The following is a 25,417-nucleotide window of genomic DNA, read 5'->3' as shown; positions in this document are numbered from 1 at the left end:
ACGTTTTGTCTTGTTTAGTTTTCAAAGATCATCTTCGTTATCGCTCAGAGGCGACTTTCTTAATATAACATTTGAGCACCGTGTGCGTCAAGCGTTTTTTAGAATTTCTTTTTGTCAGCTTTTCTTTCAAAGCAACTCAGTTGCTCGTTAGCGACGTTTAATAATATACCATCATAATATTCATGCGTCAATATCTTTTTTCACAAAATATCCTCGATGATAGATTTTTTGTCCCTTTGTCTCAATCGCCTCCACTTGAACAATTCCTTTTTCCACAAAGAAATCAATCATAACACTAAGGTCAGGCGTGAAATACTTTAGATCAGGGTGTGCAAGAAGCTCACCAAAAAGCCATATATCCTTCTGTTCCATGACATGACGCAAATGAGCGGCACCAATTTCCGCTTTTGAATGGATCAAAAAATCATTTGCTAAAAATAAAAGTTCCAAACGCTTATGCAGACTTTCATGGCTTTCAATCAGTTCTGAATAAAGTTTGTATACTTCCGGCTCCATATGACGCACTTGGTTCCAAACGGTCACTTCTGGGTGGAAGCCTTTATCAATTACTTCAATACGTGCTAAGTGATGCAGGGCATGCACAATGGAATTATATGCATCAAGGAATTGATTTGACTCAAAAAATGCTTTTCCTTCTATATATCTGCGAATGAGCTTGCCATATTCTAAACCGATTTTGAGCTTGCGGTTTGAAAACGGGAATGTACTTAGTTCATCAATTAAGTTGAAGATATATTCATTTCGATCAAACAGGACTTTTCCATTCAAAATCCAATCGATGATACGGCGGTTAGTGCCGAGGGTAATCCATTCCTTCAGTTGATCATCTGTTACAACATTTAAAGAAGCTGTTTGGTGATCGGATTCATAGTGCTTGATAAATAACGGCTCTTCCGCTTCTTTTACGATGACCAAAAGTGCTGCATCAAAGTTATCCGTCTCAGAAGATACTTTATGTCTTCTTTCTACTATAATCACAGCTAATGTGTCTGGATGGCTTGCTCTCTCTTGATAAATAGGACGGAGAAGATTTTCCATAGTGATTCCTCCAATACTCGGGTGTAAGGTTCTTCTCTAATGCTATGTATTTCTCCTCATAGAATCAAAATTCCTTCAATACATGAAAAAAGATCATTGAATCATTATAAGCAATTTATTCACAAAACTCTATAACTAATTCAAACGGAAAGGTAAAATGTGCTATATTGGAGATAAGGGGGACTAGGGATGGCGAAATACTCCAGTAAGATTAATAAAATCAGAACATTTGCACTTAGTTTGGTTTTTGTTGGCTTTCTGATCATGTATATCGGTGTGTTCTTCAAGGAATCGATCTGGCTGTCGACTTTCTTTATGCTGCTCGGCGTCTTATCGATTGGATTAAGTACAGCCGTTTACTTTTGGATTGGTATGCTTTCTACGAAGGCAGTACGTGTCGTTTGTCCAGGCTGTGAGAAGGAAACAAAAGTGCTTGGACGGGTGGACATGTGCATGCATTGCAGGGAGCCGCTTACACTTGATCCAGCATTAGAAGGTAAAGAGTTTGATGAATCCTACAATCGAAAAAAGTCATAAAAATAAGCTGACCATTTAAACGGTCAGCTTTTTCATTAATGATTTTCTTTTTTCGCACATTCTTGACAAGTACCATAGATCTCCAAGCGATGATGACTGACTTTAAAGCCCGTCACATGGGATGCAAGCTGTTCAACTTCATCAAGGCCAGGATAGTGAAAGTCCACAATTTTTCCGCAGTTTTCACAAATCGCATGGTAGTGGTCAGATGTCGCAAAATCAAATCGGCTTGAGGAATCACCATACGTTAATTCCTTTACTAATCCAGATTCCCGGAAGACTCGTAAATTGTTGTAAACCGTTGCGACACTCATATTTGGAAATTTTCCTTCAAGTGCTTTATATATATCGTCCGCGGTTGGGTGTGTCATAGAATTTACGAGAAACTCCAAGATGGCATGGCGCTGCGGGGTAATTCGAACACCGGTTTCTTTTAGAGCATCTAAAGCGTCTTTTAGTTCGTGAGCAGCCATTTCATCATGCACCTCTCTTCAAAAATATTCTTATATTATAATCTTTATAAATAGTGTACCCCCAGAGCCGAAACTTTGTCAATTACAATCCTCTTTTTTACCTATTCTTCTTTACAAAAAAGACCGGCATGATTGCCGATCTCATCCTGTGAGGATATTAAGCGTGAGCTTTCAATTCCTCAAGCGCTTCCTCTACGTGGTCTTTTACCTTTACTTTTCGCCATTCTTTCACAAGCGTGCCTTCTTTATTAATCAGAAACGTTGAACGCTCGATTCCCATATATTCTTTGCCAAAGTTCTTTTTCAGCTTCCATACCCCAAAGGCTTCAGACAATTTCTGTTCATCGTCTACAAGAAGAAGAAACGGCAAATCGTGTTTTTCTTTAAATTTTTGGTGCTTGTCCTGACTGTCTGGGCTTACGCCGATAATGACAGCATCTAATTCTGCAAAGCTTTGATAGCGGTCGCGGAAATCACATGCTTCTGTTGTACAGCCTGGTGTCATATCTTTTGGATAGAAATAAAGAACAATATGTTTTCCTTTAAAATCAGAAAGCTTTACTTTCTCCCCATTGTCACCGGTTAATTCAATGTAAGGTACTTGCTGCCCTACTTCGATTGTCATGACACAATCCCTCCAACCTATTTTTTAATTAGCCTATCCAATTTTGAAAGGATATTCAACTAAGGACGCTTGCATCGGCATGTTAAAATAATGATAGACGACGTGATACGTTGAGATAGGAGGCTATTTATGAAATTCACAGAATCAGAAAAATTACATCAAGAGGCGCTGGAGCACATTGTTGGGGGTGTCAACAGCCCGTCTCGTTCATATAAGGCAGTAGGCGGCGGTTCACCCGTTGCGATGGAAAGAGGAGAAGGCGCTTATTTTTGGGATGTTGACGGAAACCGCTATATCGATTATCTGGCAGCATACGGTCCAATTATTACAGGACATGCCCACCCGCATATTACAAAAGCCATCACGAAAGCGGCTGAAACAGGTGTCCTTTACGGAACACCAACGAAGCATGAAGTCACTTTTGCTAAAATGCTGAAGGAAGCCATGCCTGCTTTAGACAAAGTTCGTTTTGTCAATTCAGGTACAGAAGCGGTGATGACAACAATTCGAGTGGCTCGCGCATATACAGGCAGAACAAAAATCATTAAGTTTGCCGGATGCTATCACGGCCACTCTGATCTTGTGCTAGTGGCTGCAGGCTCTGGTCCTTCCACTTTAGGAACACCCGATTCCGCGGGCGTACCAAAGAGTATCGCCAATGAAGTCATTACCGTTCCATTTAATGATATTGACAGCTATAAAGAAGCATTAGATCGCTGGGGAGATGAAGTAGCAGCTGTCCTTGTCGAACCAATTGTCGGGAACTTTGGCATCGTAGAACCTAAGGACGGTTTCCTGCAGCAGGTCAATGACCTCACACATGAAAAAGGCGCACTGGTGATTTATGATGAAGTCATTACCGCTTTCCGCTTTATGTATGGCGGTGCACAGGATTTGCTTCAAGTAAAACCTGACCTCACTGCATTAGGAAAAATTATTGGCGGCGGACTTCCTATCGGCGCTTACGGCGGTAAAAAAGAAATTATGGAACAAGTTGCCCCGCTTGGACCAGCCTATCAAGCTGGCACAATGGCAGGAAACCCTGCATCCATTCTTTCAGGTATTGCCTGCTTGGAATTGTTAAAAGAAGACGGCGTTTACGAGCGTCTTGATCAGCTTGGCGCTATGTTAGAAGAAGGCATTTTAGCCCATGCCAAAAAGCATCAAGTAGATATTACAGTGAATCGCTTAAAAGGAGCGCTCACAATTTATTTCACAACAGAAACGATTGTGAACTACGAGCAGGCTGAAAATACGGATGGCGAAATGTTTGCCCGTTTCTTCAAATTAATGCTCGCGCAAGGCATTAACCTCGCTCCTTCTAAATATGAAGCTTGGTTCTTAACGATCGCACATACTGAAAAAGATATTTCTGAGACGCTGCAAGCAGTAGATCATGCATTTGCACAGCTGAAACAATCATAATGAAGTCCCAAACAGGCGTAAAAACATGCGCCTGTTTTTTTATTTACCAGCTCTTGTTTGTCAAAAGCGTGCGAATCTGTTACATTTCTTCTCAATACCTTCTTTTGATGTTTTCATGAACTTTCAAAAATCACTTGAATATTTCGGAAGACCGCTGTATATTACTTAGTTGTTTCATCAAAATATGAATGATAAATGACGAGTGATCATCTATTATCGAAAAGAAAGGAATGCAGGGACAAAACCAATGAAACTTGGAGCCCGTATTTTAAAAACTGGTATTGCCATTGTACTCGCGCTTTACCTGGCAACATGGCTTGGGTTGCCAACGCCCGTCTTCGCGGGAATTGCAGCTGTATTTGCTATCCAGCCATCTATTTATCGATCTTTTTTAACCATTGTTGATCAAGTGCAAGCCAATATTATTGGAGCAGCGCTTGCCATTACGTTCGGTCTGCTTTTTGGCACAGGACCAGTCATTATCGGTTTAACCGCCGTCATGGTCATCGCCATTAATTTAAAGCTGAAGATTGAACACACGATTCCGATTGCACTTGTAACCGTCATCGCGATTTTAGAAAGTGCAGGGGATCATTTCCTTTCCTTTGCCCTAATCCGAACAGCTACTGTGGTGTTAGGAGTTCTTTCTTCATTTTTAGTGAATTTAATCTTCCTGCCGCCAAAATATGAAACAAAGCTTGTTCATCACATTATGGAAAATACGGAGGAGATTTTAAAATGGATCCGTCTGAGCTCCAGACAGTCTACTGATCATTCCACATTAAAGGATGACATCGATCAAATAAAAGAACGCATGATCAAATTAGATCATATTTACTTGCTATACAAAGAAGAACGAAGCTATTTAAAGAAAACCACGTATGTCAAATCAAGAAAGCTTGTTTTGTTCAGGCAGGCCATTATGACATCGAATCGCGCTCTGTATTTGCTGAAAAAGCTTCATAAATTAGAAAATGAAATTCATTTGATGCCAGAGCATTTCAGGGAAAGCTTAACGGATGAAATTGATTATTTATTGTATTGGCATGAGCGCACCTTGATGAAATTCGTCGGAAAAATGAAGCCGCAGGACGATGAATTTCAAAATGAATGCTCTCTTCGCCTTGAGACGTTAACGAAATCATTTATTCAGCATCAGCAAAACCAAGAAAACGACTTGCTCGATTACAATATGCTGAATGTCATGTCCAGCATCATCGAATACCGTGATGAATTAGAGCATTTAGATACATTGATTACAAGCTTCCAGACGTATCACCCAAAAGATAGTGAAATTGAGACAGAAGAAAAAGAAGCATAAACAGAAAAGACCGATTCCTAGAATCGGTCTTAAATTGTTGACAAAGAGCTAAAATGATCTTGATTTTAGCTCTTTGTCATCTTTTCAGCGTGACCTGAAAACCTTTGCAGTCTAGGAAGAACGAGGAGCGGAGCGAATTGGTATTCGTGAGCACCGGCACGCAGGACTGACACCGAATGCGAGGGTTTACCTGCGCGCTGAGACCGATTCTGAGAATCGGTCTTATTTTATTTTCTTCATTTTAGGATCTAGTGTATCTCTTAATCCATCCCCCATCAGGTTAAAGCCTAGAACCGTCAGCATGATCGCTATCCCTGGGAAGAATAATGTCCAAGGGGCTTGAACGAGATAAGGTCTCGCATCGGCGAGCATTTTCCCCCATTCTGGACTTGGCGCCTGTGCACCTAACCCTAAAAAGCCTAAAGCGGCTGCCTCAATAATTGCGGTTCCGATTGCTAGCGTTGCCTGTACGATGACTGGCACCATACTATTTGGCAGAATGTGACGCAGTACGATGCGGCGGTGTGACATCCCCACCGCCTTTGCTGCCAGCACGTATTCTTCTTGTTTAATACTCAGCACTTTTGAACGAACGAGCCGTCCAAAGGTTGGGACATTAATAATCGCAATGGCAATAAGGGCATTTTGTAAGGAGGGGCCTAGAATGGAGACAATAGCAATCGCTAATAGAATGCTAGGAAAAGCAAGTAAAATATCAAACAATCTAGAGATCACAGCATCTAGCACTCTTCCGCCATAGCCTGCTATCAATCCAAGCAGTGTGCCTAAAATGACAGACCCGAGGACCGAGAAGAAGCCGACCCATAAGGAAATCCGTGCTCCATGCACAACTCTTGAAAATATATCTCTGCCGAAATCATCCGTACCAAACCAGTGTGCAGCTGAAGGGGCACTAAATCGCTCACCGAGTGATTGTTCATTGATTCCATAAGGAGCAATGAGCGGTGCAAAGATTGCTAGGATCAGAAATAAAAAGACAATCACACTGCCAATGACCGCCAGCTTATGCTGAAAGAACTGCTTCATTGATTCAAGAATCAATGATTGAGAGCGTTCATCTTTTGGCTGAGGTGGTTCAAGCTCTTTTTGTGCTTCCATATTGTCACTCTCCCTCCCTAATATTTAATCCTTGGATCAATGACCGCATACAAGATGTCCACAACGAAATTGATCAGGACAAATATAAGCGCAACGACAAGAATACCTGTTTGAATGACTGGGTAATCGCGATAACTGATGGCGTCATATATATACCGTCCGATTCCCGGCCAAGCAAAAATGGTTTCTGTTAAAATCGCTCCACCAAGCAAGAGGCCCGTCTGAAGACCAATAATCGTCAAGACCGGAATGAGCGCATTTTTCAGGCCATGCTGATAAATGATAAAAAATGAACGTACTCCTTTTGCTTTTGCTGTTCGAATAAAGTCGGAATGAAGCACTTCCAGCATACTTGCCCTTGTAATTCTCGCAATAATCGCAGCAGGAATTGTTGCGAGTGCTGTACTTGGTAAGATCAAATGCTTGATGCTGTCAGCGAATTGATCAAACCGGCCTTGCAAAAGCGTGTCCAGTGTATGAATATACGTGATCGACTCGACTGGATTCCTTACATCTTCTCGGCCTGTTGTCGGCAAAATACCTAATTCGATCGAGAACAGCCACTGCCCCATTAAGCCTAACCAGAAAATCGGCATGGACACTCCGATGAGTGCAATAAACATCGCGGCATAATCAAAGAAAGAATGCTTAAACCAAGCACTAATGATTCCGGCATTCACTCCCACCACAATCGCCAGCACCATGGCAAAAAAGGTCAATTCTAACGTCGCAAATAAGTAGGGCTTCATTTCCTGGGCAATAGCCGCTCCTGTTCGAATGGAAGTTCCTAAATCCCCTTTTAAAAGGCCAAGCATATAATGACCGTATTGAACGTACCATGGCTGATCTAAACCGAGCTGGATCGTTAATTGTTCTACTGCCTCTTTCGTTGCCCGCTGTCCTAAGATGACCTGCGCTGGATTTCCAGGTATAAAACGAATAATTGAAAACACGACCAATGTCATTCCGATGAGTACTGGGATGAGCATTCCTGCCCGCTTCATACAATAAGCAAACAAACAGCTTTCACCGCCTTTTTCTTTGTTTGAATCAGGGAGATACAAGATCTCCCTGATTTGCTTATTCGAAATACACGTCAGTTAAAGCTTCTGAACCAGTTGGATGCGGCTGATAGCCTTTTAAATCATTAGAAGCGGCAAGCATTGGAATCGAATGCACCAATGGAATCCAAGGCGCTTCGTCATGAATGATTTCCTGCGCTTTTTTATACAGCTCATTTCGTTTCTTTTGATCTGTGTCTGTTTGCGCTTCAATTAAAATGTCATGCATTTTATCATTTTCGAAGAATGTATAGTTGTTACCGCCAATGCTGTCTTTGTCCAGCAGAGTGTAGATGAAATTATCAGGATCGCCATTGTCCCCTGTCCAGCCTAATAAGAACACATCTGCTTCCCCTTTACTTGCTTTATCTAAGTAGGTTGCCCAGTCATATGTCACAATTTCTGCTTTGACGCCGACCTTTTCAAAATTTGACTGAATGACTTCTGCTACCTTCATTCCATCTGGCATGTATGGACGCGGTACAGGCATTGCCCAAAGCTTGATGCGAAAGCCGTCAGGGAAGCCCGCTTGTTTTAATAGTTCTTTCGCTTTTTCTGGATCATACGGATATGGCTCAATGTCGTCATTGTAGCCTTCTAAAGCTGGCGGCAATGGATTTTTTGCTGGCTCAGCAAGTCCGCCATAAAATGACTCAATAATCGATTCTTTATCGACCGCATAATTGAGTGCCTGACGAACGAGCTTGTTATCAAGCGGCTTTCTTGTGACAGTCAGTCCGATATAGCCTACGTTCATCGATGGTCTTTCAATGAGCTGGAGTGCTTTGTCGGTTTTAATGCCATCTAAATCTGACGGATTCACGCCATCCATTAAGTCGATCTCGCCTGTTTTAAGGGCATTTAAACGAGCAGAGTTTTCTGGAATGGAGCGGAAGATGATTTGATTCAGCTTTGGCTTATCCTTCTGCCAATAATCCTCGTTTTTTTCTAACACGATACGGTCGTTTTGCTTCCACTCTTTAAACTTGAATGGTCCTGTCCCCACTGGATTTTCTCTAAATGAATCGCCGCTTTTTTCAACAGCCGCTGGACTTGCGATGCCAAATGGTGACATAGCAATGTTTTTGAGGAATGTCGCCTGCGGGCGCTTTAGCTGAAATTCAATTTCATGCTCGCCTTTGACGATGATGTCTTTAATGACATGCCCTTTATCTTTTTTATAGCCGCCAAACATACCATAGTAAGGAAACTTTTCTGCGTCTCCATTCATCCAGCGCTCAAAATTGAATTTCACTGCTTCTGCGTTAAAGTCTGTGCCATCGTGGAATTTCACACCTTTTCTTAAGTAGAACGTGTATGACTTTCCGTCCTTTGCAACATCCCATTCTGTTGCGAGGCCAGGATGGATGGTCGTGTCTTTCTCACCGTAATTCAAGAGCTTTTCAAATATATTCTCTGTGACCTTGAAGGTTTCGCCTTCTGTTGTGGTGATTGGATCTAGTGAAGTGGAATCTCCTCCTCTGCCAAATACGAGGGTATCTTTTGTTGCCTTTTCTTCTGATGTCGGTGAAGATGAGCATCCCCCTAAAAAGAGCGCCAGTGCCAGCACAAAAATGAAACTACTGAATAACCATGTCTTCTTCATTGTGTTCCTCCTTTTGATATAAATAACACGCGGCTGCGTGCCCCGGTGCCTCCTCATACAAAGCAGGAACTGCTTTCAGGCATTTCTCCCATCTTTTTGGACACCTTTTGTAGAAAGGACAGCTGCCGCGTTCCGTCATTGGGGTCTCTTCTGCTGCCACATCTTGCGCCTCTAGTACGTGATCCATATGTGGAATGGATTTCAGAAGCAGCGACGTATAAGGATGAAGCGGGCTGTGAAACACATCTTCGGCAGGCCCCATCTCGACAATGCGCCCAGCATACATGACGGCGATCCGGTCGCTCATATATCTGACAACCCCAAGGTCGTGAGAAATAAACAGATACGTCAGAGAAAACGTCTTTTGCAATTCAAGCATCAAATTCAAAATTTGCGCTTGAACGGATACATCCAAAGCCGAAACTGGTTCATCGGCAATGACAAGACTTGGGTGCGTAATAAGTGCTCTAGCAATACCGATACGCTGCCTTTGCCCGCCGCTGAATTGATGCGCATAACGTTCTCCGTAGGAAGGATCAAATCCAACAATGTGCAGCATCTCTTTTACCCGTTTCCGTCTTTCTGCTTTCGTCCCATGCTGATGGACAATCAGCGGTTCCTCTAAAATATCTTTGATTTTCATTCTTGGATTTAAAGAAGCATATGGATCTTGAAAGATCATTTGAATGTCTTTTCTTAAGGAACGCATGTCTCGTTCTTTTAGAAGGGTGATCTCCTGCCCTTTTAATTGAATAGAGCCTGACGTCGGTTCAGTCAATCTCATTAGGCTTTTGCCAAGTGTTGATTTCCCGCAGCCTGATTCACCAACAATGCCAAGCGTTTCTCCTTCCTTCACGTGAAAGGACACTTGATTTAAAGCCAAAGTCGATTGTTTATGTTTAGAAAAAAAAGCGGCTGTGTCATACCGTTTTGTCAGCTGATTCACTTGCAAGAGTGGGTGAGTCAGTGTCTTCTCCTCCTTCCATTAGAAAACATGCCACGCGGTGATTCTGTTCAATGGATTGTAAGGCTGGATCTTTTTCAAGACATTGCGGCATTTGGTATGGGCAGCGTGGTGCAAATTGACAGCCGGACCGGATGGCCCCTGGCTTAGGCACATGACCTGCAATAGAGATGAGCTTTTCTTTTTTCTCTTTAAACGATGGAACTGAGGCGAAAAGACCTTTCGTGTAGGGATGCAGAGGTTTTTGAAAAATACGGTCAACGGTTCCTTCTTCTACAATTCGACCGGCATACATAATCATGACTCGCTGGCATATTTGCCGCACGACACCTAGATCATGGGTAATAAATAAAATAGCAGTATTCATCTCTTCGTTCAGCTTTTTGAGCAGACGAAGGATTTGCGCTTGGATGGTTACATCAAGTGCAGTTGTCGGTTCATCAGCGATCATGAGCTTTGGGTGACAAAGCATTGCCATCGCTATCATGACTCGCTGGCGCATGCCGCCTGATAATTCGTGTGGATATTTTCTAAGCAGTGATTCTGCTTGCTTCAATCCAACTGTTTGAAGCAGATCAATCGCCTTCGCTTTTGCTTCTTTCTGACCGATTGCTTGATGTGTGAAAAGGGCTTCCGTCATTTGTTTGCCGATGGTCATTAATGGGTTCAGAGAGGTCATTGGCTCTTGGAAAATCATCGAAATGTCATTTCCTCTTATCTCTCGCCACTGTTTCTCTGAAAGTGACAGCAGATTTTGCCCTTCGAAATGAACCTCGCCCGTTGTATCGGTTTGCTGATTCAGACCCATTAATGACATGCTTGTGATACTTTTCCCGCAGCCAGATTCGCCCACAATTCCTAACGTTTCCCCTTTTTGAATCGAGAACGATATGTGATGGACGATGGGTACTTTTTGCTTTTTCTGCTGAAACGCAATGGACAGCTGTTTGACATCTAGCAGCACGTCTTGTTCTTTCACATATTCACCACCCCGTCATACTTTTTAAAATTGTATTGAGACAAGCTGGGAAATATGTCATGTTTTTGACAAGCATAAAAAAGCCTATCCGCTAGAATCGGATAGGCTTCTACTAATTTAAAGTTTGAATGGTAAATAAATGACGATAGTGGCTGTCTCGGTTCATTAATTCTTCGTGTGTTCCTTTTTCCACAATTTCGCCTTGTTCCATGACCACAATTTGGTCAGCATGTGTAATGGTTGATAATCTGTGTGCGACAATAAAGGTTGTGCGATCCTTCGCCAGCTTTTGCATCGCTTCTTGAATGTAATGCTCACTTTCTAAATCAAGTGCAGACGTCGCTTCGTCTAAAATCAAAAGCGGTGGATTTTTAAGAAATACCCTTGCAATGGAAATCCGCTGTTTTTGTCCGCCTGACAGCTTCACGCCCCGTTCTCCTACTTTCGTGTCATATCCTTCAGGAAGAGACATAATAAAATCATGCGCATTTGCCGCTTTTGCAGCCGACACGATATTTTCAAAAGGTGCTTCAGGGTCACCAACCGCAATATTTTCTTTAATCGTGCCACTGAATAGGAATGTATCCTGCAGCACCATTCCGACTTGATTTCGAAGACTTCTTGCTTTGTACTCTTTGATATCAATGCCGTCAATTTCAAGTGACCCGTTTGTGACATCATAAAACCTTGGAATTAAGCTGACGAGTGTCGACTTCCCTCCACCGCTCATTCCTACAAGCGCAACCGTTTGTCCTTTTTCTACTTTCAAGGAGATATTGTGCAGAATCTCTTCCTGCGTGTGTTCATACCGAAACGACACATTTTTAAACTCTACCTCTCCTTTTAAATGATTGGCTTCTTTTGCATTCGGCCGGTCTGTGACCTCATATGGCTCATCAATAAACTCAAAGATCCGATCCATTGATGCAACGGACTGGGTTAACGTCGTGGATGAGTTAATGAGACGGCGAATCGGATTGTACATCCGGTCAATATAGCCGACAAAGGCGATCATGGTCCCGATCGACAGCGATCCGTTAATTACTGTATAACCCGCAAATGCAATGATTAATAGCGGTGCAATGTCAGTGATGGTATTGACGACAGCAAATGTTTTGGCGTTCCAATTCGTATGGTTGATTGCTTTGTTTAAGAAATTTTTGTTTTCATCATGAAAATTCTCTTGTTCATATTCTTCAATTGCAAAGCTTCGAATGACCGGCATTCCTTGTACCCGCTCATGCAGGTGCCCTTGCACTTCAGCCAGCGCCTGTGACCGCTCTTTTGTCAGCTTACGAAGCCGTCCGTAAAAATACTTTACTGCAAACGCGTATAGCGGAAAAATAATGACAGACACGATGGTGAGCTTCAGATCCAGTGTACACATAATAGCGATCACGATCAGTACAGTCATCATATCCAGCCAAATGTTCATGAGCCCTGTGATGACAAATTCCTTTGTCTGCTCCACATCGTTGATCACTCTTGAAATAATTTCTCCTGTTCTCGTGTTGGCATAATAACGAAGACTTAGCTTTTGAATATGCGAGAACAGCTTCTCTCGAATATCAAATAATACCTTACTGCCTGTCCACTGTGCGTAGTATTGTCTATAGTATTCAACAGGCGGTCTCAACACTAAAAATAATACGAGCATGATTCCCATTATGATCAGTAGAGTTGATGTCTTTTCTTCAGCTGACCCCGAGCCTTGAATGACATCATCAATGACGTACTTTAAAAGCAGAGGCAAGGTTAAGGGAATCGAGAACTTAATCATTCCGATGACCATTGTCAATGCAATCTGTTTTTTATACGGTGTTACAAAAGCCATGTAGCGTTTAATGACCCCCATGTAAATCTCCTTCCCAATCTATCAGTGCCTCTTATCCGTACGCAGTCAAAAACCTGTTAGCCTAAAAAGCCAAACAGGTTTTTCGATGCTCTTGCTTATTTTGTATAATGTAAAAAACGTTCATACCACATATCCACAAATTCAGGAGCAAACGGACCTTTCCGCTGGTGAATCCAATGCAGTAATGTATTCAGATGCTCTCTTAAGATACTATCGATTTCTTTTGGATAATTCATCTGCCTCTTATGATCTGCATATTCGTCCTCATCCAAAATATTGTACGTCATGTCTGGAAAGACTTTGACGTCTAAATCGTAATCAATATACTTAATTGCCTCATCATCTGTCGCAAAAGGAGAGCTGATGTTGCAGTAATAATATACCCCATCATCTCTAAGCATCCCAATTACATTAAACCATTGTTTTGCATGGAAATAGCAAATAGCCGGTTCTCTCGTCATCCAAGTACGGCCGTCGGATTCAGTCACCATTGTACGGTCGTTTGCACCAATGATACACAATTCCGTTGCTTTCAGAATGGTGGTTTCATTCCAAATCCTGTGGATCAAGCCATTATGTTTATAGCTTTGAATTTGGATGGTTTCTCCTTCCTTGGGATAGCCCATATTTTCTCCCCTACTTTCTATAACAAACAAACCTAACAGTCCAAAGACCTAATTTCCCAACTAAACATGTCTCTATTATATTATACCGTTACATCATTAAAAAATGAAATGAAAAAGCCATTCAACCCAATTGAACGGCACACTGACTTACATCACGCTAGAACTCTTTTCCATCTGTTTATATGAGCTGATGACTTCTTCTGTCTGTTTTGTAAACAAGGTTTGCACTTTTTGCAGTTCCTCACGTTTCTGTTTGATCTGATCACAAAGCCTATGCCACTCTTCTTTTTTTTCATCCTGCAGCAATTGTTTTTCTGTTTCTAAGCATAGATCGAGTTCTCCCTGCACATCGAGCAGCTGATCCATGAGCTGCATTTGTTCTTTTACAAGCTGATCGAAATCAGACATCTAACTCCTCCCTTTTCATCGAATCCACTTTTTGTCTGTATACCATTTCTTGAAAGAAGGAAGAAATCCTTTGACTGTTTATGTAGAGGTTTTACAGGTTTTGTCGGATGGTGGTGAGAGGCAAAAAGAAAAGCACTTCATTCGTATATGAAGTGCTTTCCTTTGTTTCAGTGATTAGCTGTTTTGTTGTTTGTTTTGCTCAGCTTTTTGGTTGTATTTTTTTACTTGCTGTGCGTCAGTCTCACTAGCAAATTCAGTACCAAATTGACCGCCTTGTGCAGAAGCTTGGTTTTGTTTCTTCACTTGTTGCGCGTTTGTTTTGTTTTGTTGTTGATCCATCATTATCACCTCCACGCACATTAATTTGTGCAGAAGGTGTACATCCTATTCATGATTTTTTTAAACAAGCAAAGAACGTCCGCCATCCACAATAATCGTCTGGCCTCTAATCATGTCTGCTTTGCCTGATACAAGGAATTCCACGCTGTCGACCATGTCTTTAATTTCCACCATTCGGCCGGCAGGTGTATTTTTCTTCGCATCTTCTAAAAGCTCTTCACGGTTCGGGAAGTGCTTGAGTGCATCGGTATCGATCGCGCCGCCTGATACAGCGTTGACGACGATATTTTTTTGTGAAAGCTCCACTGAAAGGTAACGTGTCAAAGCCTCTAGTGCTGCTTTTGATACGCCGACTACTGTGTAATTTTCAAGGTAGCGAATAGAGCCAAGAGAGCTAATGCTGACGATATGTCCGCCGCCGTTTTTCTCCATTAGTTTCGCCGCTTCTTGTCCGCAAAATAACAAAGCTTTCGCATTGATATTCATCGTCCAGTCCCAATGATTTTCTTCAAGGTCCATAATTGGACGCTGAACACCTGATGCCGCGTTGTTCACAAATACATCTAAACGGCCAAAGGTTTCGTCAATTTGCTGAAACATGTCTTTGATTTTCTCAGGCTGGCCTACATTGGCTTTGACAACCAATGTTTTAACGCCCATCGCTTCAATTTCTTCCGCTGTTTCAAGTGCGGCTTTTTTGCTTCTCGCATAGTTAATGACAATGTCATATCCTTTTTCAGCGAGGCGAAGGGCAACTTCTTTCCCTACCCCTCTGCTGCTTCCTGTAATTAATGCACATTTACGTTGACTCATTATGGTTCATCTCCTGATTTGAATAGTTTTCGTTCATTCGCTTCACACTAATAGGAAAGTTCCTATTAGGAGGTTACATTCATGTATGTCGGACGCGATTTAAGCCAGCTTGGCATGATGTCCAAGGATCAATGGAAAGATACTGAGCTTGCTTACTTTCATCATGCTTTCCAACAAATTTTACCTTATTTGAATGAAGAAGGGCAATCTAAGTATCGAGAAATCATTTCTGAAATCGAAGACCGCGGGGGTCTGCACCGAAATGATGCTGATTATACCCACGGTACAACGGTTAAATATGACTAGGCTGCTCAAGTGCCAGCTTCCAAATTTTTTGGTGTGAGACTGGCAAAGCATATGCCTCAAATTCTTCTGTTGTGACTTTCTTCAGCATCGTGTCATCAGATACAGAGGTAACTCGTCCAAAGAAAACAGAAATATTCCAGATGAGGTGGGTAAATACATGCTGAATGGTGCCTTCTAAATCACCAAGCTCCGCTTGTACACCTGCCTCCTCTTTTAAGAAATCAATCAGCTGCTCTTTTTCCGTTTTTCTTCCCTTCATGGTTTCCATATTAGGGAATTCCCATAAATTCGCAAGGAGGCCTGTACTTGGCCGCTTATGAATATATAGGTTGCCTGCGTCATCAAATAACACCGCTGCTGCCATTGATTTTGCAGTCGGCTTTTTCTTTTTGCTTTTCACTGGGAGCTCATGCTGAACGCCTTCCTCAAGTGCCGAGCAATGCATGTTCACAGGGCAAATGAGGCAGGCAGAGGATGTTGGGGTACAAATGAGCGCACCAAGCTCCATCAGCCCTTGATTAAATTCTGACGGCTTTTCCCGGGAAATGAGCTGATCGACCGCAAATTCGAAAATGTTTCTCGTTTTTGGTTTTGCAATATCATCCCATATGGACAAAATACGAGAAATGACCCTCATCACGTTGCCGTCTACCGCAGGATACGGCTTGTTATAGGCAATACTCAGAACTGCGCCGCTCGTATATGGGCCTACACCTTTGAGCTTTGAAAATTGCTCTTTCGTATCAGGCACCACGCCACCGTAGGATTCATATACTTCTTTCACAGCTGCCTGTAAATTACGCACTCTTGAGTAGTAGCCAAGACCTTCCCATGCTTTCATGACCTTTTCTTCATCAGCTAAAGCGAGATCCTTCACCGTCGGAAATTGCTCCATAAACCGGTTGAAATACGGAATGACCGTATCTACTCTCGTTTGCTGGAGCATGACTTCTGATACCCAGACGCGGTATGGATCTTGATTTTCACGCCACGGCAGTGTTCGTTGTTCTTTTTCATACCAATCAATTAAATCATGCTGAAATCCCGCAATATCTTTGCGGTCCAGCTTTTCTTGAATGTCTTTCATATCTATACTCCTTCTCATTGGACCGAGGGCTAACGTTCTGAATAGAACCTTATTTGTTGTATACTGTTTGTAGATACGTTAACATGTTACATTAAATCGGGATAAAGCAAAAGTGATTTTGCACATAGTCTTGATTGGAGACGTATACTTTGTATGATTGTTCCTAAGCATGACAACTAGGAGGTAATCAATTGGACACTGGTACTCATGTAGTAATGGGCATTTCTCTTGGGGGACTTGCACTTTTAGATCCAGCCGTCAGCGCAGATCCACACATGGCACACGCCGTGATGATCGCGACCATCGCCGGCTCCCAAGCACCAGACATTGATACTGTGCTAAAACTAAAAAATAATGCGGTTTATATAAGAAATCACCGAGGATTTACACATTCCATTCCGGCTGTACTGTTCTGGTCATTGCTGATTCCGGCTGTGATTTTCCCATTTGTGCCGGGGGCGAATTTACTTCACCTTTGGTTATGGACACTATTAGCCGTTGTACTTCATGTGTTTGTAGATATATTTAATGCATACGGCACACAGGCCATTCGTCCATTTTCAAAGAAATGGGTAGCACTTGGGATCATTAATACGTTTGATCCGTTTATCTTCTTTACACACCTTGTCGCCATTGTCGTTTGGGCGATTGGCGGACATCCCGGCTATACGTTTATTACGCTGTATGCCGTGATTTTCTGTTACTATATCGTCAGGGTCATCATGCAGCTTCAAATTAAACGTCAGCTGCGTGCACGATTCGATGAAATTGAAGAGATTATCATTTCGCCTACAATGAAGTTCAGACAATGGCGCATCGCCGTGAAATGTAAATCCTCTTTCCATGTTGGGCGAAGCATGAATGGAGAAGTCGTCATTTTAGACACCTTTAACCGTGTGCCGGTCCCTGATACTGAAATTATGAAAATTGCTAAGCAAGATGAAAACATTTCAGCCTTTCTCTCCTTCTCCCCTGTCTACCGGTGGGAAGTGGATAAATACAAGGATCATTATGAAGTGCGGTTCATTGATTTGCGCTACCGCAGCAAAGGTCATTATCCTTTTGTCGCAATCTGCCATATCGACATGGACCACCAAATCAAAAATTCCTATACCGGCTGGATTTTCAGTGAAGAAAAACTGCAAAAAAAATTAAGACTCGGCTCTGTGTGAGCGAGTCTTTTTTTGTACTTCACTTTTACAACTTCGTCATATATTCCACAATAAACTCCCAAAATCCAGGTCCTTCTTGGTAAATCAGCCGGTCTATTTTTTCGATGAGTTTGATATAGAGTTCTTGTTCGAGGTCTTCTCTTTCTTGATATGCCGTGTTTTGTAGTTTCTTTTTGATCATGGGTGTGAAGGTTTCAATGAGTTCTTCCATTTCTCCATTGGTCATTTTGTCTTCGTGCACGGACATCTCCCCCTGTTTCTTCTTTTAGTTTGTTGAGTGCTTTTTTGTGAATGTTTGAGATGTTTTGTCTTGTTTCGCCGAACTGATCGGCTATTTCTTTCATCGTTTGGCCTTCGACATAGATTTGGGTTAGGACCATTTTTTGTTTGTCTGTGAGCTGCTGGTAGGCCTTGTACAATGTTTGGTCTTGCAGATGCTCCCCTAGGTCTTGCTGGTTGAAGAGCACAGCTTCATACGTATCTGTTTGAACATGGTCTTTCACTTCTTGTGTATCAGGATGATCAAGTATGAGCGGAAAACGCTGCTGTTTCTTTTTTACTCGTTTGTCAAAGTCGACTGAAAAGATGCGTATCATTGTGGAGATATACTTGATGATGCGGATTTTCTGATAGAACTGTTTGAACTCGGAATCTAGTTTTTTGGCATTTTCCTCGTTTGGCTCTTCCATGACTTGCCGGAGCAGCTGCTCGTTTTTCGGGTTGCTTAAAAACTGCTGAATGAGCGGGTGATCAATGATTTCCTTCCATTTTGCTTTCAATAACAGCCGATAATCCATGTGCATCCTCCCCTTTGTTCCCTCTACTAGCATTAAGTGGACAAAAGTTAAAAAAAGTAAACTTCGTGAAACGGGTCTAATGATTCATTTTCTCCCCCTCTGCTTTCCTTTTTCTTCTTTCATACCACTTATATAGAAGACGAGCATCCGCTGGGAGGTGAGACAAATGGAGCCCTTTTTTTCAGAGGAATGGCTGAAGCAGCTCGGTCAGGCTGGCTTCCCTGCCATTTTGACGGTTTACTTGCTGACACGCTTTGAACGAAAGTTTGATGAATTAAGCAAGCTCATCCAACGATTAGTCGCTGCTCAAAAAAATGATGAATCAGATTGACATCTGCCTGATTCGTTTCACCTTATGAAAACGAGGGCGAAATGAAAGGCCTTTTGTCACCTCACACAATACGATGTTGAAAGGGGATTTTATCATGAGTGAAAAGCAAAATGGAATACCACAGCCGATTCGAGGAGAAAAAGGAGCAACGGTCAAAATTCCACGTAATCTCGAGCGGGACAGACAAAATCCAGATATGCTCACGCCGCCAGAAACCGATCATGGAACGGTCTCCAACCTGAAATATTCTTTTTCTGATACACACAATCGTTTAGAAAAAGGCGGCTACGCCCGTGAGGTAACAGTCCGTGAACTGCCGATCTCTAAAAGTCTTGCATCTGTTAATATGCGGTTAAAGCCTGGTGCGATTCGTGAGCTTCACTGGCATAAGGAAGCGGAATGGGCGTACATGATTTATGGGGAAGCCCGGATTACATCGGTTGATGCAGAGGGGCGCAATTTTACAGAGGATGTGACTGAGGGTGATTTGTGGTACTTCCCTTCTGGCCTGCCGCACTCTATCCAAGCACTTGAACCGGGAGCTGAATTCTTGCTTGTGTTTGATGATGGGGCATTCTCAGAAAATAGTACGTTCCAAGTAACCGATTGGCTTGCCCACACGCCAGAGGAAGTCGTGCTCAAGAACTTCGGTATGACAAAAGAGCAGTTTGACAAGCTGCCAGAGAAAGAAAAGTATATTTTCCAAAAAGGAATTCCTGGTTCCCTTGAATGTGACAAGGTGAAAACAGAGCAAGGAGAAGTCCCGAATTCCTTTAAATATGAGCTGTTAAAACAGGAGCCGATTACATCAAGCGGCGGACAAGTGTGGATTGCGGACTCTACCAATTTCAAAGCATCTAAAACGATTGCATCCGCTCTTGTGAAAGTTGATCCAGGTGCCATTCGTGAGCTGCACTGGCATCCAAATACGGATGAATGGCAATATTTCATTTCTGGAAAAGCACGAATGACGGTATTTGCTTCTGATGGACATGCGAGAACCTTCAACTATCAGGCCGGAGACGTTGGATATGTCCCATTTGCGATGGGGCATTATGTAGAAAATACAGGCGACGAACCACTTTATTTCTTAGAAATCTTTAAGAGCGATCATTATGCAGACATTTCACTCAATCAGTGGCTTGCGGTCACACCGAAACAGCTTGTTCTTGATCATTTAGATCAAGGTGAAGACTTCTTAAAACTGCTTGATACTGAAAAACATCCTGTGATCGCTGCGCCTAAAAAAGAGGATTAACATATAACTTCCTGCAAAAAGGCTGTCCTTTTTGCAGGTATCTTCATGTAAAGGAGTGTTTGTTCACCTATGCAGCAATCTGTTCACGCTTTATGGCAAGGGCTGAAATGGCTCATGGCGGCGTCGGCTGTCTGTTACATATTTTTGTTGTTTTGTGTACTGTTCTTTCATTTAACGGGTGCTTTTTATCAATCGATTTTATCGATGCTTTTATTTATGGGCATCTATGTGGTACTTGGGATATCCTTTGAGCATGTGGAACATGTGCTCATGAGGGTTGTGAGAAAGTGCCGTTCCAAAAAACGCTCCATCGTTTTCTATGCCATTTCCATTCATCTCTTGTTTATTTGGGGGGCTGTCTATTTATCTGATGAATTGGTAGGCGGCATTTTACTGTCTACTTCTGAGGAAATTCTCTTTGCCCTCAGTCTTTGGTTGTTTCATTTTTTGTTTGATTATGCGACTTTTTCGTTTGAGAAAGAAGCTTAGTGATTTGCTTCATATGATGGATATCGTGTTCGATCAGCGCTTGGAAGATAAAAAAACACCACTTATGATGAAAAGTGGTGTTTCTTGTGTTTTCTTCGCGCATATAGGATCGCACCAATCAAACTGACGAGTGAAATTAACGCGAGAATTCTGATATAAGGCGGATAGTAGGTTAGCACAATCTCGTTTTTACCTTTTTCTATTGGAAAACCGATAAAGGCGTAATTGGCTTGTTCAATATCGGTCTGCTTTCCGTTTACCGTGAGCTCCCAGCCTTTTTCATATGGTACTGGGAGAACCATATAATCATCGCCGCGTTTGTTATCATATGAAATCGTAAAGCGGTTGTTTTCGAGCTTTACTTGCTGGCTGCCATCATCCTGTTTTTCTTTTTCATATGCCTTTTCTAGGATGCGGTAAGGCTCTTGATACAGCCTCAGTTGATTGAGTTCATATGTCCCTTTTGGTACTCGAATGGAAAGGATTTTTTCCGCAGGGACTCGAATCGTCACTTCATTGACGCCTGTTTTGTAGATGGATGTATTGCTTTTTCGTGAGGTGACGTAGTTGTCAACGGATAACTGAAATCCTTCGTTACGGTCTGTCCGCTTCACATAAAAGCTCACATACACATCCCCAGCGCGGGCCATATCATCTGGCAGCGTGATATTCAGACCGCCTGTTTCTCCGTATACATCAAGCACGCCATGTTCATATATGGCTTGTTCGGTATGAATGTTTGTATCCTTGACTCGATCTGGCGCATGCTCAATTTCAGCGTTTCCTTTTTTGTCTAAAATCACACCTTGCAGCATCGCATGCTCCCTATCAAGTGCTGAGGCATCCTTTAAGGATTCTTCTGAATAAACGGTGCTTGTTGTTCTTGCAAATGGCAGCGGCCGTGTATTTTCATACACTTTATAATGCTCGCTTTCCAATATTGGCTTAAAATAAGCTGGCGGTGAGTAAGGCATCGTATTGTCTCTCATATAATACTTTCCGTAGGTCAGGCTGTATAAATTCGCCCTGTCCCCCATTGTTGCATAACGGCTGACACTTTCACGTCCCATATCGATTTGCAGGTCATTCCAATAAAAATTGAGCAAATGTTTATTTAATATACTTGAATACGCACTCATGCCTTGAAAGTCTTCAAATAACGGGGTATTGTTGCGCACACCATTCATCCAATCAATCCGGGCAAGCGGATCTTTTGAGGAGCGGCTTTGAATCTGCTGAATGAGCTTCATTTGCTCATGTCCAGCATATGCCTCACTATTCAGATACGTTTCTGATACGCTCTTAATATTGCTTCTTTCAGATAAATAGCCCTGCTGATACACGCCTGCTGTCAGTAAGCTGACAACGATGAGCACAACTGAAAAGAAACGAAGGTGCTGACGTTTTTCCGCATGAATCATAAGGAAAAACAAGCTGATCACAAGCAGTCCTATGCCTGTAAATACAACAACATCCATATTTCCCTTTGCTCGTTCTGATAAGATGACTGCGAGAAGAAACACGATCCAAGCGCCTAAGACCGCACGCTTTTTCCACTTCCACTCGATTTGCGAGAAATGCTTGATGGTGATGGCTACGACCGCTCCAACTGTAAAGGCAAGAATGTATTCAAACCTGTATTGCGGTGCTGAAAAACCATTAAACACGCTCGCCATCTTTGGACTGTAGTGAAAAACAATGAGCAGAACGCTGATCGATGTAAACATGAAAAACCACCTGTTCCGGTAAAGCGGAACGAGGAACATACAAATGAGAAAAATCACAGGTAATAAATACACCCTGCTTGTAAACAGCAGATGATCATGCAGATCAAACCAAGGTATAGATTGATCATATGGCGGTCTTATATTATGAAGAAATCCATAGACAGACGGGACAAAAAAGGCAGCACTGATACCAAAGGATAACAGCGTAGAGACTGCCAGCGTCCAGAACACCTTCCACCCGTTCTCCTCACTTCGAAGCTTGATGATATATCTGAAGACAAGATAGATCGCTAAAAAGATAAAATGAATATAAGCAAAGTAAAAATTGTTGATAAGCATCAGGCTGCAACTCGCAATAAACCAAGCCGGCTTACCTGTTTTGAAAATCCGTTCAACCCCAAGTACAAGCAGCGGGAGCCACATCATACTGTCGGTGAAAAACTCCCAAAACGTTTGATGCCGAAAATACACAATAGACAATCCGTAAATTGCGGCTCCTGTTAATGCACTCAGCCTATGCTGAACCATTGAAAGAAGCACACGGTAAGCGATGAACAGAATGAGCGTCAGCTTGATCACACTCAGCCAAATGACGGCATTTGCCCAGAAATGGATGTCCGTTGACTGGATAAGATGAAGTGCATTCATCAGCCAGACGACAGCGACCGTGACCATAAAGACAGTCGACGTTGTGAAATAATAACCTAATTGCGTATATGTACCGCCGCCTAGACCGAATTGATAGGAATAAAAGAAGTTCCCTTTGACGTATTCATCGTACAGCAGCTTTTTAAATGGGAGCATTTGTGAGATCCCGTCTCCATCTCCTGTCATATACCGGCCCTGCGTATATTCATATAAGAAAAAGGAGTGTCCTAATAAAGCGAGAATGAGGCACATTCCTATCATTATCCATCTACGTTTCATCATCTAAATCCTTTCCACAAAAGATCCACTATTCTTTGAAACAAAACAACCCAGCAAGCGATTCGTGCTTGCCGGTTATTTGACTCCACGTTATTTAAATAACTGTGTTAACACTCGGTCTTGTTCCTTTGAGCTTGTCTCTTGTTCCATCACATTTGATTCCTGGATTAAATAATGCGGCCTCTTTTTCGTTTCATAATAAATACGGCCAATATATTCTCCAATCACGCCTAGACTCAAAAGCTGGACACCTCCGAGGAACAGCACAGCCGATATCAAAGTAAAATAACCCGGCACCATAATGCCTGTTCTGACGATTTGAATAAAGGTGGCTACGATGTAAATCAATGAGAGAAATAAGATCAGTATGCCAGTATAAAAACAAATTCGCAGCGGGCGGTTGTTAAAGGAAATGACGCCATCTATGCCATAGTTAAATAATTTCTTCAGTGACCATTTTGTATCACCATGCTGTCTTTCTACATTTTCATAATAGATGACCTTTTCTTCAAACCCAATCCAGCAAAAAAGCCCTTTCGAAAAACGATTTCCCTCTTTCAGCTGGAGAAGTGCATCGATGGCTTGGCGTGAAATTAAACGGAAATCCCCGACGCCATCACGCAAGTCCACTTCTACTACCTTGTTCATCACCTTATAGTACATGGATGACAGGTAAGAGCGCAGCTTGCTGTCACCTTTACGATTCCGTTTGGCAATGACTTGATGATAGCCTTCTTCATACCCTCTGACAAAGTCCTGAATTAAATACGTCGGGTGCTGCAGATCGGCGTCCATAATAATCGCAGCTGCTCCTTTTGCATGTTCAAGACCTGCCAAAATAGCGGCTTCCTTTCCAAAGTTACGCGAAAAGGAAATATATTTAACCTTTGCACTTTTGCGAGAGAGCTCTCTCATGTATTGAAGCGTGTTGTCTTTGCTTCCATCATTTACAAAGATGATTTCAAAGTCATAATGAAAATCGCGAAACTCTTCCTCGAGTGCCTCAAAGATTCGTCTGATGTTTTCACCTTCATTGTAAGAAGGAATTATAACAGAGAGCAGTTCCCGTTCCATATCGCACCTTCTCTTCACTTTTTTCACATAGTCTGATATGTTCATTATTCCTTTTTTGTCAGAAAACGAAACCCTTTTTTATTATCCATAAATTACATGTCTCTTCAATCGTTTCATTATATCAGAGTTTTATTTCCAGTGATTTTCAGCAGGATGAATTTAATGTAATTTTAAGTTTAATCATTGTAAAAAGCCTGTAATTTCGATCACAGACTGGGTATTGTTTCATAAAGTTATTTGTTCGTTTGTATATTTTCCTTATTATTGAAAAAGATGAATGGAAGTAAAAGGGCAACCTTTTAATGAAGCAGCCCTCGATTGTTTTGTTGCAGATGCTCGTTTGCCTTTGATTGTTTATTTTGAAATAAATGCAGCTGCGCTCCGTAGCTCTCGATCCACTCTTGAACAATTCGTTCTGTTGTTTCCTGTCCTTTATACTTGCGGCCAGCCTTTGCATAAGTCGTTTCAAAATCACTCCAAAGCAGCTCTACCCATGTACGGGCTTCGTCATATGTCAGCATATTGTTTTTTTCCATAAGTTGTTCTGTTAATCGCTCAAAGTATTGTTCCATGCCTGTTCCTCCTTCATCTAGCAGAATGTGCCTTTTTAAAAAAACTTCTTTTTTCATATACTACCCTTACGTCTTCAAAAGACGCAAATGATTTGTATTGTTTGGAGGGAATCGATATGCGTAATAAAGCAAAAGGCTTTCCAAATCAGGTAAATCACAAGTTTGAAGGCGAACCAGGCGCTACAGATGCTTATGCGTCTAAACGGCCGAATGGTGAAACGAATACACGTCCACAGGAACGTATGAGGGCATCAGGGAAACGCTAATTTTTCCAAAGGGAGTGCTTGAGATATGAGTTCAAATGGGAAATCGTATATGGCAGACTTTGTTCAATTAAGGACAACCGCTTACCCTCAACCATGGGCAAATGCAAAGCATTCTGCCTCTCAGGTCAACGGAGAAACGCAGCAAACGCAGCACGACATCGTACTTCAGAACAACGTCCGTAAACAGCGTTCTAAGTAAAG

General features: G+C 42.2%; 28 protein-coding genes and 1 pseudogene. 10 read left to right on the top strand and 19 right to left on the bottom strand.

Features of this window, described 5'->3' with window-relative positions:
* Window positions 1-180: 180 nt before the first annotated feature.
* A complete protein-coding gene (locus tag MHH65_RS04205) occupies window positions 181-1,059 on the bottom strand; it encodes a nucleotidyltransferase-like protein (RefSeq protein ID WP_065215158.1) in 879 nt (292 codons plus the stop codon).
* A gap of 189 nt (window positions 1,060-1,248) precedes the next feature.
* On the opposite strand from MHH65_RS04205, the gene MHH65_RS04200 reads away from it, so the two are divergent.
* Window positions 1,249-1,596, top strand: a complete 348-nt coding sequence (locus MHH65_RS04200) for a YgzB family protein (RefSeq protein WP_024425201.1) — start codon at window positions 1,249-1,251, stop codon at window positions 1,594-1,596.
* A 35-nt stretch (window positions 1,597-1,631) separates the two neighbouring features.
* Here the strand turns inward: MHH65_RS04200 and perR are convergent, their stop codons facing one another.
* Entirely contained in the window at window positions 1,632-2,069 is a 438-nt protein-coding gene (perR, locus tag MHH65_RS04195) for a peroxide-responsive transcriptional repressor PerR (RefSeq protein WP_012009347.1), read from the bottom strand.
* A 157-nt stretch (window positions 2,070-2,226) separates the two neighbouring features.
* Entirely contained in the window at window positions 2,227-2,694 is a 468-nt protein-coding gene (gene bcp, locus MHH65_RS04190) for a thioredoxin-dependent thiol peroxidase (RefSeq protein WP_268413778.1), read from the bottom strand.
* A gap of 129 nt (window positions 2,695-2,823) precedes the next feature.
* On the opposite strand from bcp, the gene MHH65_RS04185 reads away from it, so the two are divergent.
* Together MHH65_RS04185 and MHH65_RS04180 are read left to right on the top strand one after the other, a co-directional pair.
* Window positions 2,824-4,119, top strand: a complete 1,296-nt coding sequence (locus MHH65_RS04185) for a glutamate-1-semialdehyde 2,1-aminomutase (protein WP_075622604.1) — start codon at window positions 2,824-2,826, stop codon at window positions 4,117-4,119.
* A 247-nt stretch (window positions 4,120-4,366) separates the two neighbouring features.
* On the top strand, window positions 4,367-5,440 hold the full coding sequence (locus tag MHH65_RS04180; RefSeq protein WP_034284217.1) for an aromatic acid exporter family protein: 1,074 nt from the start codon (window positions 4,367-4,369) through the stop codon (window positions 5,438-5,440).
* A 222-nt stretch (window positions 5,441-5,662) separates the two neighbouring features.
* Here MHH65_RS04180 and MHH65_RS04175 read toward each other — a convergent pair whose 3' ends face one another.
* The 10 genes and pseudogenes from MHH65_RS04175 to fabL form a co-directional block, all read right to left on the bottom strand.
* Window positions 5,663-6,559, bottom strand: coding sequence for an ABC transporter permease (locus tag MHH65_RS04175; RefSeq protein WP_025093464.1), 897 nt, complete (start codon window positions 6,557-6,559; stop codon window positions 5,663-5,665).
* Window positions 6,560-6,576: 17 nt separating this feature from the next.
* The gene (locus tag MHH65_RS04170; protein ID WP_061110605.1) at window positions 6,577-7,578 is read right to left on the bottom strand and encodes an ABC transporter permease; all 1,002 of its coding nucleotides are present in this window, start codon (window positions 7,576-7,578) and stop codon (window positions 6,577-6,579) included.
* A 61-nt stretch (window positions 7,579-7,639) separates the two neighbouring features.
* Complete coding sequence (locus MHH65_RS04165) at window positions 7,640-9,226, bottom strand: ABC transporter substrate-binding protein (RefSeq protein WP_061110602.1); 1,587 nt, start codon at window positions 9,224-9,226, stop codon at window positions 7,640-7,642.
* Window positions 9,201-10,178: an ABC transporter ATP-binding protein gene (locus MHH65_RS04160; RefSeq protein WP_120208556.1), complete on the bottom strand. Its 978-nt coding sequence runs from the start codon at window positions 10,176-10,178 to the stop codon at window positions 9,201-9,203. Before MHH65_RS04160 ends, MHH65_RS04165 begins: the two co-directional genes overlap by 26 nt.
* On the bottom strand, window positions 10,147-11,169 hold the full coding sequence (locus MHH65_RS04155; protein WP_268413776.1) for an ABC transporter ATP-binding protein: 1,023 nt from the start codon (window positions 11,167-11,169) through the stop codon (window positions 10,147-10,149). The genes MHH65_RS04160 and MHH65_RS04155 overlap by 32 nt, the downstream gene beginning before the upstream one ends.
* 112 nt (window positions 11,170-11,281) lie before the next feature.
* Complete coding sequence (locus tag MHH65_RS04150; protein ID WP_268413772.1) at window positions 11,282-13,024, bottom strand: ABC transporter ATP-binding protein; 1,743 nt, start codon at window positions 13,022-13,024, stop codon at window positions 11,282-11,284.
* A 95-nt stretch (window positions 13,025-13,119) separates the two neighbouring features.
* Entirely contained in the window at window positions 13,120-13,650 is a 531-nt protein-coding gene (locus MHH65_RS04145) for a DUF402 domain-containing protein (RefSeq protein WP_024425209.1), read from the bottom strand.
* A gap of 147 nt (window positions 13,651-13,797) precedes the next feature.
* On the bottom strand, window positions 13,798-14,058 hold the full coding sequence (locus MHH65_RS04140) for a YgaB family protein (protein ID WP_025093469.1): 261 nt from the start codon (window positions 14,056-14,058) through the stop codon (window positions 13,798-13,800).
* 174 nt (window positions 14,059-14,232) lie between these two features.
* Window positions 14,233-14,382: pseudogene (locus tag MHH65_RS04135) on the bottom strand (gamma-type small acid-soluble spore protein); the annotation flags it as partial.
* A gap of 75 nt (window positions 14,383-14,457) precedes the next feature.
* Window positions 14,458-15,210, bottom strand: coding sequence for an enoyl-[acyl-carrier-protein] reductase FabL (gene fabL / locus MHH65_RS04130; RefSeq protein ID WP_024425211.1), 753 nt, complete (start codon window positions 15,208-15,210; stop codon window positions 14,458-14,460).
* Between the two features lie 81 nt (window positions 15,211-15,291).
* Here fabL and MHH65_RS04125 point away from each other — a divergent pair, with 81 nt between their 5' ends.
* Complete coding sequence (locus MHH65_RS04125) at window positions 15,292-15,516, top strand: hypothetical protein (RefSeq protein WP_342497896.1); 225 nt, start codon at window positions 15,292-15,294, stop codon at window positions 15,514-15,516.
* Here the strand turns inward: MHH65_RS04125 and mutY are convergent.
* A complete protein-coding gene (gene mutY, locus MHH65_RS04120) occupies window positions 15,503-16,603 on the bottom strand; it encodes an A/G-specific adenine glycosylase (RefSeq protein WP_335351035.1) in 1,101 nt (366 codons plus the stop codon). The two genes, MHH65_RS04125 and mutY, sit on opposite strands and share 14 nt — an antisense overlap.
* A 191-nt stretch (window positions 16,604-16,794) precedes the next feature.
* On the opposite strand from mutY, the gene MHH65_RS04115 reads away from it, so the two are divergent.
* Window positions 16,795-17,775, top strand: coding sequence for a metal-dependent hydrolase (locus MHH65_RS04115; protein ID WP_034623275.1), 981 nt, complete (start codon window positions 16,795-16,797; stop codon window positions 17,773-17,775).
* 25 nt (window positions 17,776-17,800) lie between these two features.
* Here MHH65_RS04115 and rsoA read toward each other — a convergent pair whose 3' ends face one another.
* Together rsoA and MHH65_RS04105 are read right to left on the bottom strand one after the other, a co-directional pair.
* Window positions 17,801-18,022 carry a sigma-O factor regulator RsoA gene (gene rsoA / locus MHH65_RS04110; RefSeq protein WP_029707333.1) on the bottom strand — a complete coding sequence of 74 codons (222 nt, stop codon included), beginning with the start codon at window positions 18,020-18,022 and terminating at the stop codon, window positions 17,801-17,803.
* Window positions 17,970-18,572 (bottom strand): sigma-70 family RNA polymerase sigma factor, encoded by a 603-nt coding sequence (locus MHH65_RS04105; protein WP_098676621.1) that lies wholly within the window; start codon window positions 18,570-18,572, stop codon window positions 17,970-17,972. Before MHH65_RS04105 ends, rsoA begins: the two co-directional genes overlap by 53 nt.
* A 166-nt stretch (window positions 18,573-18,738) precedes the next feature.
* Between MHH65_RS04105 and MHH65_RS04100 the strand changes: the two genes are divergently transcribed.
* The 3 genes from MHH65_RS04100 (at window position 18,739) to MHH65_RS04090 (ending at window position 20,650) form a co-directional block, all read left to right on the top strand.
* Window positions 18,739-18,903, top strand: a complete 165-nt coding sequence (locus MHH65_RS04100; RefSeq protein ID WP_098676622.1) for a YvrJ family protein — start codon at window positions 18,739-18,741, stop codon at window positions 18,901-18,903.
* A gap of 94 nt (window positions 18,904-18,997) precedes the next feature.
* Window positions 18,998-20,161: an oxalate decarboxylase family bicupin gene (locus tag MHH65_RS04095; RefSeq protein WP_098676623.1), complete on the top strand. Its 1,164-nt coding sequence runs from the start codon at window positions 18,998-19,000 to the stop codon at window positions 20,159-20,161.
* 69 nt (window positions 20,162-20,230) lie between these two features.
* Window positions 20,231-20,650, top strand: coding sequence for a regulatory YrvL family protein (locus MHH65_RS04090; RefSeq protein ID WP_024425804.1), 420 nt, complete (start codon window positions 20,231-20,233; stop codon window positions 20,648-20,650).
* Between the two features lie 62 nt (window positions 20,651-20,712).
* On the opposite strand, the gene MHH65_RS04085 is transcribed toward MHH65_RS04090, so the two are convergent.
* The 3 genes from MHH65_RS04085 to MHH65_RS04075 form a co-directional block, all read right to left on the bottom strand.
* Window positions 20,713-23,307: a YfhO family protein gene (locus MHH65_RS04085; protein WP_098676624.1), complete on the bottom strand. Its 2,595-nt coding sequence runs from the start codon at window positions 23,305-23,307 to the stop codon at window positions 20,713-20,715.
* A gap of 87 nt (window positions 23,308-23,394) precedes the next feature.
* Window positions 23,395-24,378: a glycosyltransferase family 2 protein gene (locus MHH65_RS04080; RefSeq protein WP_024425218.1), complete on the bottom strand. Its 984-nt coding sequence runs from the start codon at window positions 24,376-24,378 to the stop codon at window positions 23,395-23,397.
* A 299-nt stretch (window positions 24,379-24,677) separates the two neighbouring features.
* Entirely contained in the window at window positions 24,678-24,950 is a 273-nt protein-coding gene (locus MHH65_RS04075; protein ID WP_024425219.1) for a YfhJ family protein, read from the bottom strand.
* Window positions 24,951-25,066: 116 nt separating this feature from the next.
* On the opposite strand from MHH65_RS04075, the gene MHH65_RS04070 reads away from it, so the two are divergent.
* Window positions 25,067-25,216, top strand: a complete 150-nt coding sequence (locus tag MHH65_RS04070) for a small, acid-soluble spore protein K (protein ID WP_003217849.1) — start codon at window positions 25,067-25,069, stop codon at window positions 25,214-25,216.
* A gap of 25 nt (window positions 25,217-25,241) precedes the next feature.
* Window positions 25,242-25,415, top strand: a complete 174-nt coding sequence (locus MHH65_RS04065) for a YpzG family protein (protein ID WP_008360604.1) — start codon at window positions 25,242-25,244, stop codon at window positions 25,413-25,415.
* Window positions 25,416-25,417: the final 2 nt, after the last annotated feature.

The organism is Bacillus sp. FSL L8-0654 (genome assembly GCF_038629965.1).
Classification (GTDB): domain Bacteria; phylum Bacillota; class Bacilli; order Bacillales; family Bacillaceae; genus Bacillus; species Bacillus safensis.
This window is presented reverse-complemented; position numbering and strand designations above follow the sequence as displayed.

Bases quoted from the DNA above. Each gene is read 5' to 3' on its own strand.
- MHH65_RS04205 (WP_065215158.1), bottom strand. From the start codon at position 1,059: ATGGAAAATCTTCTCCGTCCTATTTATCAAGAGAGAGCAAGCCATCCA.
- MHH65_RS04200 (WP_024425201.1), top strand. From the start codon at position 1,249: ATGGCGAAATACTCCAGTAAGATTAATAAAATCAGAACATTTGCACTT.
- perR (WP_012009347.1), bottom strand. From the start codon at position 2,069: ATGGCTGCTCACGAACTAAAAGACGCTTTAGATGCTCTAAAAGAAACC.
- bcp (WP_268413778.1), bottom strand. From the start codon at position 2,694: ATGACAATCGAAGTAGGGCAGCAAGTACCTTACATTGAATTAACCGGT.
- MHH65_RS04185 (WP_075622604.1), top strand. From the start codon at position 2,824: ATGAAATTCACAGAATCAGAAAAATTACATCAAGAGGCGCTGGAGCAC.
- MHH65_RS04180 (WP_034284217.1), top strand. From the start codon at position 4,367: ATGAAACTTGGAGCCCGTATTTTAAAAACTGGTATTGCCATTGTACTC.
- MHH65_RS04175 (WP_025093464.1), bottom strand. From the start codon at position 6,559: ATGGAAGCACAAAAAGAGCTTGAACCACCTCAGCCAAAAGATGAACGC.
- MHH65_RS04165 (WP_061110602.1), bottom strand. From the start codon at position 9,226: ATGAAGAAGACATGGTTATTCAGTAGTTTCATTTTTGTGCTGGCACTG.
- MHH65_RS04150 (WP_268413772.1), bottom strand. From the start codon at position 13,024: ATGGGGGTCATTAAACGCTACATGGCTTTTGTAACACCGTATAAAAAA.
- MHH65_RS04145 (WP_024425209.1), bottom strand. From the start codon at position 13,650: ATGGGCTATCCCAAGGAAGGAGAAACCATCCAAATTCAAAGCTATAAA.
- MHH65_RS04140 (WP_025093469.1), bottom strand. From the start codon at position 14,058: ATGTCTGATTTCGATCAGCTTGTAAAAGAACAAATGCAGCTCATGGAT.
- fabL (WP_024425211.1), bottom strand. From the start codon at position 15,210: ATGAGTCAACGTAAATGTGCATTAATTACAGGAAGCAGCAGAGGGGTA.
- MHH65_RS04125 (WP_342497896.1), top strand. From the start codon at position 15,292: ATGTATGTCGGACGCGATTTAAGCCAGCTTGGCATGATGTCCAAGGAT.
- mutY (WP_335351035.1), bottom strand. From the start codon at position 16,603: ATGAAAGACATTCAAGAAAAGCTGGACCGCAAAGATATTGCGGGATTT.
- rsoA (WP_029707333.1), bottom strand. From the start codon at position 18,022: ATGTCCGTGCACGAAGACAAAATGACCAATGGAGAAATGGAAGAACTC.
- MHH65_RS04105 (WP_098676621.1), bottom strand. From the start codon at position 18,572: ATGGATTATCGGCTGTTATTGAAAGCAAAATGGAAGGAAATCATTGAT.
- MHH65_RS04100 (WP_098676622.1), top strand. From the start codon at position 18,739: ATGGAGCCCTTTTTTTCAGAGGAATGGCTGAAGCAGCTCGGTCAGGCT.
- MHH65_RS04095 (WP_098676623.1), top strand. From the start codon at position 18,998: ATGAGTGAAAAGCAAAATGGAATACCACAGCCGATTCGAGGAGAAAAA.
- MHH65_RS04090 (WP_024425804.1), top strand. From the start codon at position 20,231: ATGCAGCAATCTGTTCACGCTTTATGGCAAGGGCTGAAATGGCTCATG.
- MHH65_RS04085 (WP_098676624.1), bottom strand. From the start codon at position 23,307: ATGATGAAACGTAGATGGATAATGATAGGAATGTGCCTCATTCTCGCT.
- MHH65_RS04080 (WP_024425218.1), bottom strand. From the start codon at position 24,378: ATGGAACGGGAACTGCTCTCTGTTATAATTCCTTCTTACAATGAAGGT.
- MHH65_RS04075 (WP_024425219.1), bottom strand. From the start codon at position 24,950: ATGGAACAATACTTTGAGCGATTAACAGAACAACTTATGGAAAAAAAC.
- MHH65_RS04070 (WP_003217849.1), top strand. From the start codon at position 25,067: ATGCGTAATAAAGCAAAAGGCTTTCCAAATCAGGTAAATCACAAGTTT.
- MHH65_RS04065 (WP_008360604.1), top strand. From the start codon at position 25,242: ATGAGTTCAAATGGGAAATCGTATATGGCAGACTTTGTTCAATTAAGG.